Origin of the sequence: Actinoplanes sp. CA-015351, from assembly GCF_050955685.1 — a bacterium.
GTDB lineage: Bacteria > Actinomycetota > Actinomycetes > Mycobacteriales > Micromonosporaceae > Actinoplanes.
On record NZ_CP192102.1, the window covers coordinates 3,677,677 to 3,696,438 of the forward strand.

Here is an 18,762-nt window from a genome sequence, read left to right on the forward strand (position 1 = left end):
ATGCTGAAGTAATGGAATCGGTCTGGGACTACCCGCGTCCACCGCGCCTGGAGCGCGCCACCGCCCGGGTGACGATCGTGCACGCCGGGCAGGTGATCGTCGACAGCGACCGCTGCTGGCGGGTGCTGGAGACCTCGCACCCGCCCGTCTACTACGCACCCCGCGAGGACATCGCCGACGGTGTGCTGGAGCCGGGCGAGGGGCGGTCGTACTGCGAGTTCAAGGGCGTCGCCGATTACTGGGACCTCGCTGCCGGTGACGTCCCAGTCCTGCGGGCAGGCTGGTCCTACGCACACCCCACACCTGGGTACGCGGACATCGCCGGCGCCGTCGCCTTCTATCCGAGCCGGGTGGACGAGTGCCGGGTGGGCGGCGAACTCGTCCGGGCGCAGGAGGGTGACTTCTACGGCGGCTGGATCACGGCGGACATCAGCGGCCCGTTCAAGGGCGGTCCCGGGACGACGGGGTGGTGATCACTTCTTTGGGTACGGGTCGGCCCAGGAGGAGTGGTCCACCGCGTTGAGCCTGTGCAGCTGGTCGTCGGTCAGTTTCAGGTCTACGCCGTCGAGGGCGGTGTCCAACTGGCTGACCTTGCTGCCGCCCAGCATCGGGCGGATGCCCCGGCTCAGCAGCCACGCCAGGACCACCTGGCTCCGGCTCGCCTGGGACTCGGTGGCGACCTCATCGAGAACCTTCAGACGGGCGGTGTTGCCCGGGTGGTCGTAAACCTCGTCGATCGGCTTCGCCGGGTTGTCGTAGGCGCCGGACATCAGCGGGGTGTACGCCCACAGGTCCATCTGGTGCTCGGCGGCATAGTCGGCCTGCTCGTCGCTCAGCACCCCGAAGCGGTGCACCACGCCAGGCGACAGGGTGCCGGGGCGCGGGCGCAGGTACGTGGCGTTGAGCTGCAGCGCGTCGAACGGCTTCGCTCCGATCTTCGTGGCGTGGGCGCGACCGCGCTCAACCAGCCAGGCCGGGAAGTTGGAGACACCGAACCGGTCGGCGTCGAGCCCGGCGAGAGTGTCGACGACGTCCTCGATGGGCACCGACCGGTCCTCCTGGTGGAGCCAGAGCAGGTCGACCCGGTCGAGGCCGAGCCGTTCCTGGCTGCGGGCGAACGCCGCTTTGATCGCGGCCGGCGACAGTCCCTCGCGGCGGTCCGGCCAGGAGCCGGGTCCCAGCGGTTCGGCGCCGAGCTTCGTGGCGATCTGCACCTGGTCGCGGACGCCGGGGCGGGCGGCCAGCCAGCGTCCCAGAATCTGCTCGCTGTCGCCGCCGTGGCCGGTGCCGCTCGCCCAGAACGAGTAGCAGTTGGCCGTGTCGATCCAGGTGCCACCACGCTCGACGAACCGATCGAGGAGGGCGAACGAGGTGTGTTCGTCGATGGTGGTGCCGAACATCATCGCGCCGAGGACCAGTGGGGAGTGGGTTGCTTCGACCATGGTGTCGACTGTGGCACCTGGAGCGCACTCCAGGTCAACATAAGCTGAGCGAACGAGGCATGTGAGGATCTCATTTGGCCTATGGGGTAAATTCCCCGTCTGCGGAGGGAAAGTTACGCTGCGGGTAATCCTGTGGAGGTCAGGACTTGTCCGGCTGACATGGAACGCGCACTATCGGCGGGGCTTCAAAATCTTCTGGGCGCACTACACGAGCCTGGTCACGGCCAGGCCCGCTTAGGCAGGTAGGTGATAGCTGTCGTCGGCTTTCCCCTGCGCCGACATCAGCACGACGATCGCCCGGCGTAGCTTGACCTGGTCCTTCGCGGCGCGCCTGATCCACTGCAGTCGCTGACCGTCGGCATTGGCAGAGCCCGCACCAACACCGCCGGGCGGCGACGCACCTGGCGTCACTTCCCGTAAACAGCGGGTGAACAACCTTCTTACTTGGAAAGCTCTGCAGCGAGTGCATGGATAGCGGTATTGGCCAGTTTTGCTTTGTGCTCATCGATGGAAGCACCAAGCCTGATCTGACGTCCGGGATGCACGAGGTTTCGCCAGCCGCGCATTGCCTGATCCACGATGGACAGAACCCCTTCATCCAGGCCCAAATTCTCGCTTCTTGCCTGTTTTACATAATCGGATAGCCCTTGCTTCAAAAGCGATTCTTGATCCAGAACAGTCCGATTCATTAAAGCTTCTAGTAGGAGTGCTTCTGCTATCGCACCTGCCATTACAACAGCCGACTTAAATGATCGATCATGTAGTGCCCTGTCCGCCTCTCGAAGGTCGGACAGAATAGACATTCTGAACTTTGTATTCGTCACGAATCCAAGCTCGCGGGCTGCGGGTGAAGCCCCAGATATTTCAAAGTTGTTTGCATACGCTCGGTCCAGCCACCAGGATCCGCTGAGGGACGTAAAAAACTCCTCTTTTTCTTTCAGTTCGCGATCAATCCATTGATTATCGGCTTCAATGAGATCAACCAATTCGCGTAGGCGGAATTCGGTGATTAGATGTTCCCAAAAGTATCTGTTTCCAACACTGGCGGAGAAAATCGCTGGGTACCTTCGCACCCAGGAGCGAATTCGCCAGAATACGTAATCGCTGAATTCCTCGACGCCTGCCCGCTCGCTAGGGTATTGTCGAAGAAATGCTCGCATTACGAGCGCGACTTCGACAAGCCCTGTCGATCGGGCGAACCGATCTGACCTTGACCTGCTCCGAATGTTGTGGTTCGCGAATAGCAGGAGTCCCTGCTTATCCACCAGTAGCAGCTCGTCTGTTCGTTTCTTATTGAACTCACTATTTGACTTTGACACATGATCAATAATGTCAGCAGACATCGTCGCGAATGACACATTCCCGATCAGTACTCCGACTACTTCCCGCTTCCTGTCCGCGTCCCATCGGGAGAGGTCTGGAACATCGCCACCGCCAGAAATTCTGAAGCACGGATAGGCTTGACTCCGGCTTACCGGGCTCAGTTGACGGTGGTCTTCTGAATTGATGAGCGCAAGTGAAGTGCGAACGAGTAAATCTAGTATCGGATCGGCGATGATACTTCTCGCGCCGAGCAGGTCGGTCAGATCTTCAATCCTGCGATCGGCGTCAAAGGCCAGGGTAACAACTGCTATGGAGGGTGGGTAAATGTGGAAGGTCATGTTTACCCGACCCGGACCTACCGACTTGAGATCAAACGGGAAGGGTAGCTTCGCGGAGCGCGGCTCAAAAGAAGCAGTCGCCAGCGCTTTCTGCAACACCTGGTAGAAGGTGGATGTGGGTCGTAGGCTCAGCGGCACATATGAATAGTGGAGTGGAATTCCAAACTGAGAAAAAACGCCTGGGCTTGGGGAAGCGTGGAAAGCTTTGCTAATGTCGTCCGCTGACATGACCGTTCGGTCAAGCGTGGCTACCACTTTCCACGTAACCCTAGTAGACATGAGCCCTTCCCCGCATTCTGAGGGGGCGGAGGCATCGAACCCCACACGCAAATGCACGTCCGCTCCCCTGCGGCACCCCCGTGAGGACCTTACCACTTGGTTGTTGCGCGATCAGGGCCGCTTGTTCGATGCCCGCGAGCAGAGGGCTCACGGCGATCCCGGCGGCCCACCCGCAGTTTTGGTTGCTAGAACCTCGATTGACGGGATTCAGAAGGCGCTCATTTGCGCGGTTATCATTCTTTCCAAGTAGTAGATTTGCCTCGCTGTGCGTACCAGCTGCCCGCCGGCTGTACCTGGCGGTTGCTGGCTGCACCAGGGGGCTGCTGGCTGCACCAGGGGGTCGCCGTGCTGTACAGCCGGCAGCCGTACGTGACAGCCAGCCGCTCCGGCTGGTGCTCAGCGCTGCCAAACCGCCCGCGAGACAACACTGTCGAGCGCAGGACGGGCGATGGAACCGGGGCCGGGCGCGCTCAGGCGCGCCCGGCCCCGCTCTGTCAGGCCGGTTCGAAGCCGGTCAGGTGCAACGAGAAGGCTCTGATCGAGCCGGTGTCGGCATTGGCCCGGTCAGTCACCTGGAAGGTCCAGGTGCCGTCGGCCGATGACGACCGCAGCGCGCCCAGCGGCGAGTTCGGCTTCCACGAACCTGTGTACGGCGCGTTTGCCGACAACGCCCCGCTGAACGGGTTGACGGCGTTGTCGTCGAAGAGCACCTGGCACAGGTTGTTGCCGCCGCCTCCGCTGCGGGCGAACAACGTGGCCGTGCCGCCGCTGGGTGCGGTCAGCGTGCCCACCAGGTCGCCGACGAAGGTGTGGTCGAGGCCCACCGTCGGGGAGGCCGCCGTCGTGGTGCACTCGGTGCCGTCGATCGAGAACGTGAGCGACGAGGCGTACCCGACGCCGGTGACCGACACGGACGCCGAGGCGCCGGTCGGGTCGTTGTCCGGGATCGCCACCGGGGCGCCGCTGTACGCGAAGTCGAGCACCGTCGCCGACGGCTGCCCGGTCGATACAATCGGGTTGCTGGTGGTCGGGGACAGCACGCCGGCGAACGTGGTTCTGATCCGCAGGGTCACCGGGCGGCCCAGCGGATAATCGACGGCCAGTTTCAGGGTGTAATCCCTGGTCTTGGACGCGCCCGCGGCGATGTTGCCGTAGGAGCGGCTGCGCGGCGTCACCGTGGCCTTCGGATCGTCGCTGTCGACGACGACGTTCACGCCGGTCGCCGTACCGTCTCCGATGTTTTCCGCGGGAAGGGTGACCGTCGCTGTCTCGCCGGGTTCGAGGTACGCGTCGCCGTCGCCGGCGGTCGGTGTGACCGTCGGCGTGCCGGCCCGGACGAGCGGTTGCGGGGTGGCGCCGGTGTTGCGCAGCAGCAGGTCGGCGCGGATGACGCCGTACCCGGTGCGGTTGTCGTAACCGGTGGGCGCGAGGTCGAGGGCGGTGCCGGTCAGAGCGGTCCTGATCTCGGCGTTGGTCAGGCCCGGGTTGCCGGACAGGGCCAGGGCGGCGATGGCGGCGGCGTGCGGTGCGGCCGCCGAGGTGCCGAAGAACGGCGCGAAGTCGGCGATCGACGTGGTCACACCGTCGGCCGCGGTGATCTGCGGCTTGGCACGGACGGTGCCGCCGGTCGAGGAGAAGTCGCCCGGGGTGATCGGGGTGCCGTCGGCGTTGTAGAAGATCCGGCGTGGTCCGTCGGAGGTGAACCGCTCCGGCTGGGACTGACGGGTGTGCAGGTTCGGGTACGGCCCGGCGGGGTTCGGCGGGTCGCCTGCCTCCAGGTCGAACGGCAGCGGCTCGGCCGCCGGTGTCGCCGCGACCGCGAAGGCCTGCTCGGCGGCGCTGTGCCCGCGCAGCACACCGGGCGTCGAGAAGCCGGTGAACCGGCCGCGGAACACGCTGAGCTGCAGGTATCGGTCGGCGCCGGCGAACTTCACGACGGCGAGCTTCTGGCCGGTGCCGGATCCGGTGGCGAGGATTTCGAACGGGTCGTCGTCGCCGTCCTGCACGTCCTGGGAGAACCCGGTGACGTTGCCGGCCCGGTCGAGCACGTACAGGTCGTAGTCGTTTGCCGAACCTTCGAGCGGGTCGGCCCACCACAGGGTCGTCACGCGTCCGGCGCTGTTCGGGGTGAGCCCGTTGAACTCCTGCACGCTCGTACCCGGGTCGAAGTCGTGGGCGTCGCCGGCGATCTTGCCGATGCCCCGGCCGGAGTCGACGAAGTCGCCCTCCCAGTTGCCGGAGATGCCGTCGAGGGTGTTGCCCTCGTTGCCGGCCGAGCTGAAGTAGTAGGCGCCGTCGGCGGTGACGTCGTTGACCGCCTGCGCCGGAAGCCCGTCCTGGAACGGACTCTCGTGGTAGTACACGACGTCGTCGACGATGATGTCGCAACCGGCGGTGAATCGCAGCGCCCGGATGTTGTCCGCGAAGCTGATCTCACTGGTGAAGGCGGTCGCAAAACCCAACTGCGCATTGGGTACGAGGTCGTGAATGATCTCGAGCATCGCGGTGCCCTCGTCGCCGGAGCCTTCCTGACCGGTGAGCACGTCGACGTCGGCGGGCAGGTCGCCGGTGGACTGGGCCTGGGCGAGGGAGTCGACGCCGTCGGAGAGGGCGCAGACCTTCACGCCGGTTCCGGTGACCTTGTAACGGGTCCGTGCCGTGTCGGCGGCGTGGGTCCGGTCGCCCTCGGAGATGACCGAGCCCTGATTGACGGCGGCCGCTCTCGGTGCGGCCGCTTTCTGCAGGGCGGTCTCGATCCGGGCCACCTTGGCGCCCTTGGGCTCGGCGGCCGGTGTGCTCTTCGGGTCCTGCTGGCGGCCGCTGATCAGGCCGTGTTCGAGGTTGACGCCGGTGACGTCCGTCCACCCGGCGATCGTCGTGAGCGAGGTGAGCGGTGCCTCGACCAGGACGGTTCCGGTCTCGGGGGACGGATAACGGATCCCGGCGCCGACGCTGCGGAGCCTGTCGATCAGATCGTCGCCCACCTTCTCGGCGTGGACTTCGATCTCGGTGGTGCCGGCTTTGGTGACCTCGACGCCGGTGCTGACCTTGGGGAGAGCCGCCTTGCCGGCCCGTTTGCGTAGCTCGATCGCGAGTCGGCTGTCGAGTTTGCGCTCAGCCGAGGTCATCGACTTCTTGAGCTGCTGGAGTGCGGCGATCTGGGCGTACGCGGTGGTTGCCGGATCTGCCGGTGCCTGGGCGTTCACACCGGGCGTGGCCAGGCCGACGATGGTCACACCGGCCGTGAAGATCACCATTGAGCGCTTGAGTACATTCAATGCCGAGCCCCCATACTCACATCCATCAATTTGATGTTCATGGATGCTAGTCGGGTGTGGACCGGCGGTCGACATCCCAGAAAATGTCGTAGGCCGGTGCCATGATGTCCGCGAACGGGGGAGGTTCGGTCGTGGACGGCTTCGTGAGGCTCTTCGTGGACTACTGCCAATACGTCGTGCACGCCTCCGGCGACATGTCCGGCGTGGGGATCTACAAGATCGGCGACGGCCTGGTGCATCCGGGCGGGCCGAACGTGCTCACCGGGTTCTGCGGCACGCACACCGGCTGGATCGAGGCACGGGCCGAGGTGCTCGACGGCGCGCCCGAGGTTGTCGAGCGAGACGAGCCGCACGAGCCAGGCGGGCCGCACGAGCCAGGCGGGCCGCACGAGCCAGCCGAGCGCGGCGAGCCAGCCGAGCGCGGCGAGTGGGACGTGGTCAGTGAGGCGACGCTGTGGTGTCCCAGTGGACGGTTCTCGGTGCGCGGGCTGATGGGTGGCTCGGCGCCTGAGCTGAGCGCCATCGCGGTCCCGCGCGGCTTGATCCGGGTGCGGGTGCAGGCCAGGGATCGGTTGCACGAGACGGTCCGGACCGACGGGGATCCACCCGAGCAGCATGAGGTTCTGGTGTGGCCGGTCGGCGAGGACACCGGGTGGCGCACGCTGATCGACGACCGGGAGCGGCTCTGGGAGCAGAGACCGGGGGAGGCGGCCGCGGCGTTGATGGTCGGCCTGCTGACTCCGGCGCCGGCCGGACCGTTCCCCCGGCGGGTCGATCCGTTCCCGGAGGATGACGACGCCGGGCTGCCACGTGTGGATGTGGTGCGGGAGCGCGTGGTGCCGCCGGGCGTGGGGCAGCGACTGGCGGCGGATCCGGTCGGCGCGCTGACTGCCGGCGCACTGACCGCCGGCACCGGCGTGCTGACTGCCGGCACCGGCGTGCTTCCGGCGGGCACCGGCGTGCTTCCGGCGGGCGATCTGCGGATCCTGCTGCGCCAGGGCGCGGCCGGCGAACATCAGAACGCGGTCGGCGAACCCTTGACCTGGCAGTGGGTGCTTGCTGACCAGCCGATCTTTCCGGTGCCGCTGACTGCCCTGCCGGACGACGAGGCGAGCACTGTCCGGCTGCGGATCAGCGCCGATGGCAGTCGTTTGTGCGTACGAAATGAAGGTGTTCTGGGTCGTCATGCGGTGACCCTCGGTCTGGTCTGGGACCATCTGCTCGACTGCCTGGAGGCCGGTTCTGATCCGGCGCCGTGGGAGGCGACGCTGCTGGCCGCGGCGGCGCAGGCGCGGGAGCGCGCCGAGCACCTGCGCCGGCAAGCCGATGATCGGGAGGCCCGGTCGTGGGGCGGTGCCAGACCCACGGAGCGGCTGCGGGAACTGGACCGGCAGACGCACGCGCGCCCGCTCGCCGTCCTCGATCGCACGCTGCTCGACCGTCTGGCCGCGCTGCCTGCCGCCCGTCAGCGCAAGGTGGCGATCTGGGCGGCCCGGCGTGCCGTCGAAAACGCCGGCCTCGATCGGGCCGGCTGGGTGGCAGACGTCCTTGCCCTGATCGAAAGCGGTCAGCCGGTGCCCCAGTGGCTGACCGAGGACTACGGGCAGCCCGCGTTCCAGCGGCTCTTCCGGGATCCGGACGTCCCGCGCACGCTGATCACGTTGCCGAACGGGCAGCCCGATTTTCTGCAGATGTCCGTCGCGTTCCCGGCTTTGACCGGATTGGATCATCACGATCCGCTGGCCGCCGCGATCGAGGCGGTCTACGGGGCTGCCATCAGCCACGGTCACGAGCACGCGCGATTCCTCCGTGAAGCCCATGTGGAGGTCGGCGAAACAGGGGACATCGATGAGCGCGGGTGACCGGTACGGTGCTGGGGGTGACCGGCCAACGGGTGGTGAGCGACGACGAGGTGACCCGCGCGGGATGCCACTTCTTCCTGCGGCACGGCACCATCACGATGGAGGACCTGGCTGCCGCGATGTGCGTCAGCCGCGCCACGCTGTACCGGGTGACGCACGGCCGCGACCGGCTCCTCGGCGACGTGCTGTGGCGCCTCGCCGAGCGGATGCTCGCCGAGGCCGTGCGCCGCCGCACCTGCGACGGTGTGGACGGTGCCCTTGAGGTCACCCAGCGGTTCACCGGGTGGCTGCGCGCCGACGAGTCGTTCCGCCGGTTCCTCGCGACCGAGCCGGACGTCGCGGCGCGGATCCTGCTGACCTACGCCGGCGGGGTGACCGGCCGTGTCGTCACGGCCCAGCAGGAGATCTTCAAGGAGGTCGGACTGGACAATGCGAGCGCCGATCTCGCGTACCTGTATGTGCGCATCATTGAATCGGCGCTCTACTCGGAGCTGGTCGGCGGGCACCGTGCCGATCTCGGCGTGGCCGAACGCGCAGCGCGGACGCTGCTGCTGACGGGTTGTTGAGACAGCCGTCGCAGCTTTGTTGTTAATCATGGTGTAACGCATCGAGGGCTGCATATGGTGCGGCGATGCCCACACCCGCCCCGCGGTCGCGGCACTGGCAATGGCTGCTGGTACTGCCGACCGTCGCGCCGCTGCTCACGCCGTTCGCGAACCGGCTCGAACCGACGCTGATCGGCGTCCCGTTCTTCTTCTGGTACCAGATCGCGTGCGCGGTGTTCGCCATCGTGATCATCACGGTGGTCTACCTGGCGACCCGCGAGGCCGACAGTGAGTGACCGCCATGTCGAGGTCGGCGTCTTCCTCGTCCTGATGGCCGTGGTGGTGGTGCTCGGGTTCGGAGCGGCACGCTGGCGCGCCTCGGAAGATCCACAGACGCTGGAGGAGTGGGGTGTCGGCGGACGCTCGTTCGGCAACTGGGTGACCTGGTTCCTGATCGGCGGGAGCATGTACAGCGCGTACACGTTCATCGCCGTGCCCGCGCTCACCTACGGCGTCGGCGCGATCGGTTACTTCGCCGTGCCGTTCGCGATCGTCACGACACCGCTGACGTTCCTGTTCACCACGCGCGCCTGGTCGGTGGCCCGCCGGCACGGATTCGTCACCCACAGCGAGTTCGCGAGCGCGAGGTTCGGCTCACCCGGCCTGGGTGCCGCGGTCGCGGTCACCGGGATCCTCGCCACCATGCCGTACGTGGCCGTGCAGCTCCTGGCCCTGCAGGCGGTGCTGCGAACGGTCGGCTTCGGCGGTGAATGGCCGATGCTGGCAGCGGTGGCGGTGGTCTCGATCTGCACGTTCCGCTCCGGCCTGCGCGCGCCCGCCCTGCTCTCGGTCGTCAAAGACATCCTGATGGCGTGGATGCTGCTCACCGCGGTGCTCATGGTCGCGATGTACGGCGGCTGGGATCGCACCTTCCGCGTCGCCGGCGAGCACTTCGCCGCGACTCCGTCGCCGGCCGACGGCCTGCTCCTGCCGGACGTCGGCCACCTCGGCTTTCTCACCCTGGTCATCGGCTCAGCCCTGGCGGTCTTCGCATATCCCCATGCGCTGGTCGGCATGCTCGCGGCCAAGGACCGGGCGACGGTACGCCGAAACGCCGCGGCGCTCCCCGTCTACTGCATAGCCCTGGCGTTGATGGCGTTGCTCGGCTTCTTCGCGTTGTCACGAGGGGTGACGCCGGTCGACGGTGACCTGAACACCGTCATTCCGCGGCTGATCCACGAATACTTCCCCAGCTGGTCGGCGGGGATCGCGTACGCGGGGCTGAGCGTGGCCGCACTGATCCCGGCGGCGGTCATGTCGATCGCGGCGGCGAACGCGTTCACCCGCAGCCTGTTCCGGCCCTATCTGCGGCCGGATGCCACGCCGGCCACCGAGGCCCGGGTGAGCCGGTGGGTGTCGCTGATCGTCAAGTTCGGTGCGGCGGCGCTGATTCTGGCGGTGGATCCGGCGTACTCGGTGGAGTTGCAGCTGATCGGCGGCGTGATCATCCTGCAGACGATCCCGGCGGCCTTCATCGGATTGCTGACCGGATGGTTCCACCGGGCCGCGTTGATCGCGGGCTTGGTCGCCGGGCTGGGTGTCGGGGTCGGCATGCTCTACGACATCCCCAAGGCCGACGGGAGCGGGCACTTCGGTGGGTCGAGCTGGTCGGTGAGCTTCCTCGGTTTCGGGACGGGTACGACGGTTTACGTCGGGGTGGTCGCGCTGGCGGTCAACCTGATCGTCACTGTGGGGCTGACGCTGGCCCTGCGGGCGTCGGGGGTGGCCGGGGGTATCGACGCCACTCACCCGGACGACTATCTCGCCGATGCCGGGGACTCGAAGCTGAAGCGTCTCGACGGTCTGATCGACGGCTTGCCGCGGAAGCCGCTCACGGTCGACGGGCGAGGGGCCCACACGGCCGGGGCAGCGCGGACCCGCGAACAGGAGCCGGCGCGGCAGACCCGCGAGCCGGAGCCGGCGCCGGTTTCCGGTGTCCCGGCTCCGTTGCCGCGCGACGCGGACGCTTTCCCGCGCGAGTCGGGTGCATTCCCGCGGGAGGCGAGCTCTTTCTCGCGGGATTCGAGCTGGCTGCCTCCGGACTCGGGGTGGCCGCCGCGGGGCAGCTCAGGCCGGCCGCCGGGCGACGAACCGGATGACATCCGAGCCACGCCGGCGCGGTGACAACGAGCGCAAGCCGGTTCCGGCCGGCTTGTGCTCATTGTCGTGTTCTGGGCGTTCGCGCGACCGTGAGAACAAGCCGCGTGCCCGGGTCAGCGGGGTGTGCGGTACGGGGCCAGGACTCGGTTGATGCGGTCGGCCAGCCAGGGGCCGAGCTCGCCGGTGCCGTCAATGGCCCAGGTGAGCTGGGCTCCGGAGTAGACCGCGTACAACGTGTCGGCCACATCGGCCGCGTCGTCGACTTTCAGCTCGCCGGCGACCGCTGACTCCTCGATCAGGTCCACCAGCTGGGCGCGCAGTGCCCGGCTCTGGGCCACCGAGTGGGTGTGCAGCACCTCGTCGGTGAGGTCCAGCTGGAGGAACGCCAGGTTGTTGGCCATGCCGGCGCGGGTGGTGATCGGCGCCGTGAAAGCGATCAGGCCGTCGCGCAGGGCATCCAGTGGGCCGGCGCCACCTGCTCGGGCCTGTTCGAAAGCGGCACCGACGGAACCTGCCTCGCGGGTGGCGAAGGCGACGAGCAGGCCGTGCTTCGAGCCGTACCGCTGGGTCAGCGCCGGCGGGGTCAGCCCGGCGCGGCTGGCGACGGCGGCCAGGGTCAGGCCGGCCGGTCCCACGTCGGTGACGGTGTCGGCCACCGCCTGGAAGACCTCGTCGTCGCTGACCATGCGTGGGCGTCCCGTCATAACGGGCATCCTAGTTCCCCCTTTACTTTACGAACGTACATAAAGTAACTTCGGCAGCGTGACCCTTCTGCTGCTCTGCGCCGCACAGGCCATGCTGATCATCGACGTGGTGGTGGTGAACGTGGCCATCCCCGCGATCCGCGCCGACCTCGGCATCCCCGGCGAGCGGATCGTGCTCGTCGCTGTCGCCTACACGCTCACGTTCGGCAGTTTGCTGATCGTTTTCGGACGGGCCGGCGATCTCCTGGGACGACGGCGTCTCTTTCTGTACGGGTTGACGCTGTTCACCCTCGCCTCGCTCGCCACCGGTCTGGCGCAGAGCGAGTGGCAGCTGCTCGCCGCCCGGGCCGCGCAGGGTGCCGGCGCGGCCATGGTCGCGCCGACCGCGTTGGCACTGCTCACCACGGCGTTCGCCGAGGGCTCCGGGCGCAACCGGGCGCTCGGGTACTGGGGTGCCGTCGGGTCGGCCGGCGCGATCGGCGGCCAGCTGCTCGGCGGGCTGATCACCAGCACCCTCGGCTGGCGCTGGATCTTCCTGATCAACGTGCCGATCGGCCTGCTCGTGCTCGCCGCCGGACGGCGTCATCTGACCGAGAGCCGAGCGACCGGCACAGCGCCGCTGGATCTGCGTGGCGCCGCTCTGCTGGCCGGCGGTCTGGCCGCTGCGATTCTGGCACTCACCGTGAGCCTTCTGCTCGCCGTCATCGCCGTGGTGCTCCTGGTCGCCTTCGCCGTGGGGGAGCGGCGGCACCCCGATCCGATCCTGGATGCCGGCCTGTTGCGCATCGCGACGGTGTGGCGGGCCAACCTTCTCCTCGCGATCAACGCCGGTGCCCTCGGCGCCACACTGTTCTTCACCACGATGTACCTCCAGGAGATCCTGGATCACCCGGCGGTCATGGTCGGGCTCGGTTTCGCCCCGGTCACCCTTGTCGTCCTGATCGTCTCGCCGCGTGCCGGTGCGCTGGTCACCCGCTATGGCCCCCGGACCCTGCTGACCTGGGGTTTCCTGCTGCTGGCCGCCGGCATGTTCCTGCTGGCGCGGCTGCCCGCCGACGGCAGTTACCTCCGTGACGCCCTCGCTCCGCTGCTGCTGATCGCGCTCGGGAGTGGTCTGTCCTACGCACCCCTGTTCGTGGCCGGAACCACCGGCGTGCCCGACGACCGCCAGGGCGTGGCGTCCGGTCTGCTCAACTCGGCGCAGGAACTCGGTGCCGCCGCCGGCCTGGCCGTTCTCGGAGCACTGGCGGCGGCAGCACCGGAGACAACGGCAGCCGGATATCGGATCGGGTTGCTCGCGGCCGGCGCTGCGATGCTCACCTGTCTGCCGCTGATCCGCGGAATCCCTGCTGGATCGACAAGTGCACGTGAGGCGCACTGAACGTGCACTGACGACTGGTCTGCTCCTCTCCTCACGAAACTCGGCGAGGGGAGCCGGACATGGCCACGCCACCTACGCCCCGGTGGGCTCGGCACCTGGTCTTCGTGCCCATCCCGCACCGGGTGGCCGCAGCGCGGGAGTGAGAAAACAACCCTCTGGTTTGTCTCGGTACGTGAAGTTACCTTCCGGTAACCGCACGGTTTCCCATCGATTTCGATGACTGAGAACCGAGTCAGTGGAGGGCACATGTCCCGTCGTTTCCGCACGTCCGTAGCGATTCTCGCCGCCACCGTCGCCGCCACGACGGTGGCGGCGGTCCCGGCGCAGGCCGCTGTCTCCCGGGGGATCACGATCCCCGCGTTCTACGACCCGCCGGCGGACCTGCCCGCGGCCGACGGCACGCTGATCCGTACCGAACCGCTCAAGCTCGCCCTCTCGCTGCCCGGTATCACCGGCACCCTGCCGGGTACCGCCACCCGGATCATGTACAAATCGACCGACACGGGCGGCGGCGCGGTCGCCGTCACCGGCGCCTACATCGAGCCGGCCGCCGCCTGGCGTGGCTCCGGGCCGCGGCCGCTCGTGGTGCTCGCGCCCGGCACCATGGGCCAGGGTGACCAGTGCTCCACCTCGCTGGCTCTGCAGAAGGGCCTGATCCTCGGCATCGGTCAGGAACGCTCCACAGTGTCGATCGGGTACGAGATCCTGGCGATCTACCGGCTGCTCGCCAAGGGCATCGCGGTGGTCTCCACCGATTACCCAGGACTCGGTACGACCGACCGGTTGCACACGTACGTCAACCGCATCGACTCCGGGCATGCCGTGCTCGACGCCGCCCGCGCCGCCAAGAAGCTGCCCAGCACGTCGGTGACAGCGGCCTCGGTGGTCGGCCTCTACGGTTACAGCCAGGGTGGCGGCGCTGTCGCGTCGGCCGCCGAACTTCAGCCGTCGTACGCGCCCGACGTCAAGCTCACGGCGACGTACGCCGGTGCGCCGCCGGCCAACCTGGCCGACGTCACCGCCTCGATCGACGGCACCGAGCTAGTCGGCGCGCTGGGCTGGTCGATCAACGGGTTCATGCAGTCATTGCCGTCGCTGCGGCCGCTGATCGAGGGGTACCTCAACGACGCGGGCCGGACCGCTCTCGCCGACCTGTCCACCATGTGTGTTGGTGACGCGCTCTTCGGCTATGCGAACAAGCGCACTACCGGATGGACCAAGAACGGTCAGTCGCTGGCGTCGATCATCGCGGCCGAACCCGTCCTGAAGGCCGCGATCGGCGCGCAACTGATCGGGACCAGCAAACCGGCAGGCGTGGTCCGGGTGGCCACCGGAGTGAGCGACAACCTGGTCGCCCACGGTCAGGCGCGGACGCTGGCCGCCGACTGGTGCCGCCGGGGCGCGAAGGTCGTCTACGACCCGATCCTGCTGGCCGACTCGGGCAGCCCGCTGCTGAACCATTTCGGTCCGCTGCTAACCGACCAGGGCACCGCCGTCGACTGGCTCGCCCTGCGGCTCGCGGGTGTCCCGGCGATCTCCAACTGCGCGCTGCTGCCGGTGCTGTTGTAGGGGCGCGTCTGTTGTAGGGGCGCGTCTGTTGCAGGGGCGCGTCTGTTGCAGGGGCGCGGCACCGCCCCTCGTCCGAGCGGGTCGTCACGGCACATGCCGTGGCGGCCCGCTCTGCTGTGTGCGTACCCAAGAAGGGGTTCGCAAAGTATCGATCGCAGTCGTTGACGAACTGGTGACGCATCTGAAACATTGAATGCCCCTTGCTGAAAGAATTTGGCAAGGAGCCGGAAATTCGTTTCAAGAGGCTCGCAATATCTCAGCACCGTCTTCCCCCGCTCCCGCCCCGCACAGGACGGAACCCATGAGACGCAGCAGATTCCTCGCCGCGGTTGTCGCGGCCGGCATGATCGTCCTCGGCATGTCGCCGCCGGCAGCGCAGGCCGCCGGACCCAACCTGGCCGCCGGCAAAGCCGCCTCCGCCAGCGGATCCCTCGGCGCCCAGCCCGCCTCCGCTGTCACCGACGGAAATCAGAACAGTTACTGGGAGAGCCCGAACGGGTCGTTCCCGCAGTGGGTCCAGGTCGACCTCGGCGCCACCGCCACCGTCGACCAGGTGATTCTCAAGCTGCCGCCGGCGTCTGCGTGGGCCACCCGCACGCAGACGCTGAGCGTGCAGGGCAGCACGAACGGCTCCAGCTTCAGCACGCTGTCCGCCTCGGCCGGCCGGGTCTTCGACCCGGCGTCCGGCAACACCGTCACCATCGGCTTCGCCTCGGCGAGCGTCCGGTACGTGCGGGTCAACGTCACCGCCAACACCGGCTGGCCGGCCGGCCAGCTCGCCGAGTTCGAGGTGTACGGGCCGAGTGGCCCCGTCGATCCCGATCCTGACCCGCCGACCGGCTCCAATCTCGCGCTGAGCAAGCCGATCGAGGCGTCGTCGTCCACGTTCAACTTCGTGGCGGCCAACGCCAACGACAGCAGTGTGAGCAGTTACTGGGAGTCCACCGGCTTCCCGTCCACGCTCACCGTGAAGCTGGGTGCCGACGCCGCCCTTACCGGCGTCGTCGTCAAGCTGAACCCGGACGCTGCCTGGGGTGCGCGTACCCAGAACATCCAGGTCCTCGGCCGGGCCGGAACCGCCACCGGTTTCACCGAGCTGAAGGCCCGCGCCGACTACGGCTTCAACCCGTCGGCGAACCAGAACAGCGTCACGATCCCGGTCAGCGGCACCGCGTCGGACGTCCGGCTGCAGTTCTTCAGCAACACCGGCGCGCCCGGTGGGCAGGTCGCCGACTTCCAGGTGATCGGCGCCTGGGCGCCGAACCCGGACCTGGTCGTCACCTCGGCCACCTGGACGCCGGCCGCGCCGAGCGAGACCAGCGCGATCACGCTGTCCGCGGTGGTCCGCAACTCCGGCACGGCCTCGGCCGCCGCCACGAAACTGGACTTCCGGCTCGGCGGAACCGTCGCCGGCACCGCCGACGTCCCGGCCCTCGCCGCGGGCGCCACCGCGACGGTGACGGCGAACGCCGGCACCAAGGCGCAGGGCAGTTACACCGTGGCGGCCGTTGTCGACCCGGCGAACACCGTCGCCGAGACGAACAACGACAACAACACGTTCACCGCGTCGTCGCAGCTGGTTGTCAGCCAGGCGCCCGGACCCGACCTGCAGGTCACCGCGATCAGCAACAACCCGGCGAACCCGGCGGCCGGCGCCGCGGTGAGCTTCACCGTCGCTGTCACCAACCGGGGGATCAGCGCGGCCGGGGCCAGCACCACCCGGCTGGTTGTCGGCAGCACCACGCTCACCGGGGCCACCCCGGCGATCGCGGCCGGCGCCACCACGACCGTCACCATCGGCGGCACCTGGACGGCCACCAGCGGCGGAGCCACCGCCACCGCGACGGCCGACTCGGCGGGTGTCGTCACGGAGACGAACGAGGGCAACAACGTCCTGACCAAGCCGATCGTCGTCGGGCGCGGCGCCGCTGTTCCCTACACGTCATATGAGGCTGAGGCCGCCCGTTACCAGGGCACCCTCGTGCAGACCGACCAGCTGCGCACGTTCGGCCACACCAACTTCGGTACGGAGTCGTCCGGCCGCCAGTCGGTGCGGCTCACCAGCACCGGGCAGTTCGTCGAGTTCACCTCCACGAACCAGGCGAACTCCATCGTGGTGCGTAACTCGGTGCCCGACTCGGCGAGCGGCGGCGGCCAGGACGCCACCATCAGCCTTTACGTGAACGACGTCTTCAACCGCAAGCTGACCCTGTCGTCGCGCAACAGCTGGCTGTACGGCACCACCGACGACACCGAGTCGCTGTCCAACACGCCCGGACCGGACGCCCGCCGGCTGTTCGACGAGTCGCACGCGCTGCTGGCCTCGTCGTACCCGGCCGGCACCCGCTTCAAGTTGCAGCGTGATGCCGGTGACTCGGCGTCGTTCTACATCATCGACCTGGTCGACCTGGAACAGGTGGCGGCCGCCGCCTCGCAGCCGGCCGGTTGCACCTCGATCACCACGTACGGCGCGGTGCCGAACGACGGCGCCGACGACACCGCCGCCATCCAGCGGGCAGTCGCCGACGACGAGAACGGCGTGATCAGCTGCGTCTGGATCCCGGCCGGCCAGTGGCGGCAGGAGCAGAAGATCCTTTCGGTCGACCCCACCCGGGGCCAGTGGAACCAGAAGGGCCTGCGCAACGTCGTGATCCGCGGCGCCGGTATGTGGCACTCGGTGCTGTACTCCGACACCCAGCCGCAGAACGCGACGGGTGGCATCAACCACCCGCACGAGGGCAACGTCGGTTTCGACATCGACGACAACACCCAGATCTCGGACATCGCGATCTTCGGCAACACGCAGAACCGGGCGAACCGGGGCCACGGCCTCAACGGCCGGTTCGGCAAGAACACGAAGATCAGCAACGTGTGGATCGAGCACGTCAACGTCGGTGCCTGGGTCGGCCGGGACTACTCGGACACCCCGGCTTACTGGAACCCGGGTGACGGGCTTGAGTTCACCGGCATGCGGATCCGCAATACGTTCGCCGACGGGATCAACTTCTCCAACGGCACGCGTAACTCGCGGGTGTTCAACTCGTCATTCCGTACCAACGGCGACGACGCGCTGGCGAGCTGGGCGAACCCGTACGTGAAGGATCAGTCGGTGGACATCAACCACGACAACCATTTCCTGAACAACACCATTCAGCTGCCGTGGCGGGCCAACGGCATCGCCATCTACGGCGGGTCCAACAACTCCGCGCAGAACAACCTGATCTACGACACGATGAACTACCCCGGCATCATGCTGGCGACCGACCACAGCCCGCTGGCGTTCGGCGGCACCACGCTGCTCGCCAACAACGGGCTGTACCGCACCGGCGGGGCGTTCTGGAACGAGGACCAGGAGTTCGGGGCGATCACCCTGTTCCCCTCGACGAAGGACATCACCGGCGTCACGATCCGCGACACCGACATCGTGGACTCGACGTTCGACGGCATCCAGTTCAAGAACGGTGGCGGCAACATGCCGAACGTCGCCATCACCAACGTGAAGATCGACAAGTCGAACAACGGCGCCGGGATCCTGGCGATGAGCGGCGCCCGCGGCAACGCGGTCCTGTCCAACGTCACGATCACCAACTCGGCCGACGGCAACATCGTCACCCAGCCGGGATCACAGTTCGTGATCAGCGGAAGCTGACGAGGTATTGACCAGGCGGTGCTCCCGGCTCGTCCGAGCCGGGAGCACCGCTAGCTTTCCCCCGGCCGGTCGATGTTGTCCCATGGCCGCTCTGCGGGTTGGCCCCGACCCCGGCTGCACAACACGGCCGCCGTGTTGTGCAGCCGGCAGCCGTGTTGTGCAGCTGGCAGCCGTGCTGTGCAGCTGTTAGCCGTGCTGTGCAGCTGGTAGCCGTGTGCGACAGCCGGCTGAT

The 18,762-nt window shown here is 67.7% G+C and carries 11 protein-coding genes and 1 pseudogene; 8 read left to right on the top strand and 4 right to left on the bottom strand.

Annotated elements, in window-relative coordinates; translation table 11 throughout:
- Positions 1–11: 11 nt before the first annotated feature.
- Entirely contained in the window at positions 12–473 is a 462-nt protein-coding gene (locus tag ACQP2E_RS16580) for a DUF427 domain-containing protein (RefSeq protein ID WP_433832611.1), read from the top strand.
- Here the strand turns inward: ACQP2E_RS16580 and ACQP2E_RS16585 are convergent, their stop codons facing one another.
- The 3 genes from ACQP2E_RS16585 to ACQP2E_RS16595 form a co-directional block, all read right to left on the bottom strand.
- Positions 474–1,442 carry an aldo/keto reductase gene (locus ACQP2E_RS16585; protein ID WP_433832613.1) on the bottom strand — a complete coding sequence of 323 codons (969 nt, stop codon included), beginning with the start codon at positions 1,440–1,442 and terminating at the stop codon, positions 474–476.
- A gap of 440 nt (positions 1,443–1,882) precedes the next feature.
- Positions 1,883–3,202 carry a hypothetical protein gene (locus ACQP2E_RS16590; RefSeq protein WP_433832615.1) on the bottom strand — a complete coding sequence of 440 codons (1,320 nt, stop codon included), beginning with the start codon at positions 3,200–3,202 and terminating at the stop codon, positions 1,883–1,885.
- Between the two features lie 674 nt (positions 3,203–3,876).
- A complete protein-coding gene (locus ACQP2E_RS16595; RefSeq protein WP_433832617.1) occupies positions 3,877–6,639 on the bottom strand; it encodes a S8 family serine peptidase in 2,763 nt (920 codons plus the stop codon).
- Positions 6,640–6,791: 152 nt separating this feature from the next.
- Between ACQP2E_RS16595 and ACQP2E_RS16600 the strand changes: the two genes are divergently transcribed.
- The 4 genes and pseudogenes from ACQP2E_RS16600 to ACQP2E_RS16615 all read left to right on the top strand — a co-directional run.
- A complete protein-coding gene (locus tag ACQP2E_RS16600; RefSeq protein WP_433832619.1) occupies positions 6,792–8,522 on the top strand; it encodes a hypothetical protein in 1,731 nt (576 codons plus the stop codon).
- 17 nt (positions 8,523–8,539) lie between these two features.
- Complete coding sequence (locus ACQP2E_RS16605; protein WP_433832621.1) at positions 8,540–9,088, top strand: QsdR family transcriptional regulator; 549 nt, start codon at positions 8,540–8,542, stop codon at positions 9,086–9,088.
- Positions 9,089–9,153: 65 nt separating this feature from the next.
- Positions 9,154–9,363 carry a DUF3311 domain-containing protein gene (locus ACQP2E_RS16610; protein ID WP_433832623.1) on the top strand — a complete coding sequence of 70 codons (210 nt, stop codon included), beginning with the start codon at positions 9,154–9,156 and terminating at the stop codon, positions 9,361–9,363.
- A 34-nt stretch (positions 9,364–9,397) separates the two neighbouring features.
- A pseudogene (locus ACQP2E_RS16615) lies at positions 9,398–10,927 on the top strand (sodium:solute symporter family protein); the annotation flags it as partial.
- 413 nt (positions 10,928–11,340) lie between these two features.
- Here the strand turns inward: ACQP2E_RS16615 and ACQP2E_RS16620 are convergent.
- Positions 11,341–11,931: a TetR/AcrR family transcriptional regulator gene (locus ACQP2E_RS16620; RefSeq protein ID WP_433832625.1), complete on the bottom strand. Its 591-nt coding sequence runs from the start codon at positions 11,929–11,931 to the stop codon at positions 11,341–11,343.
- 58 nt (positions 11,932–11,989) lie between these two features.
- Here ACQP2E_RS16620 and ACQP2E_RS16625 point away from each other — a divergent pair, with 58 nt between their 5' ends.
- From ACQP2E_RS16625 to ACQP2E_RS16635, 3 genes are all read left to right on the top strand, one after another.
- On the top strand, positions 11,990–13,312 hold the full coding sequence (locus ACQP2E_RS16625; protein ID WP_433832627.1) for an MFS transporter: 1,323 nt from the start codon (positions 11,990–11,992) through the stop codon (positions 13,310–13,312).
- A 246-nt stretch (positions 13,313–13,558) separates the two neighbouring features.
- Positions 13,559–14,881 (top strand): lipase family protein, encoded by a 1,323-nt coding sequence (locus tag ACQP2E_RS16630; RefSeq protein ID WP_433832629.1) that lies wholly within the window; start codon positions 13,559–13,561, stop codon positions 14,879–14,881.
- Between the two features lie 301 nt (positions 14,882–15,182).
- Positions 15,183–18,530: a CARDB domain-containing protein gene (locus tag ACQP2E_RS16635; RefSeq protein ID WP_433832631.1), complete on the top strand. Its 3,348-nt coding sequence runs from the start codon at positions 15,183–15,185 to the stop codon at positions 18,528–18,530.
- Positions 18,531–18,762 lie beyond the last annotated feature (232 nt).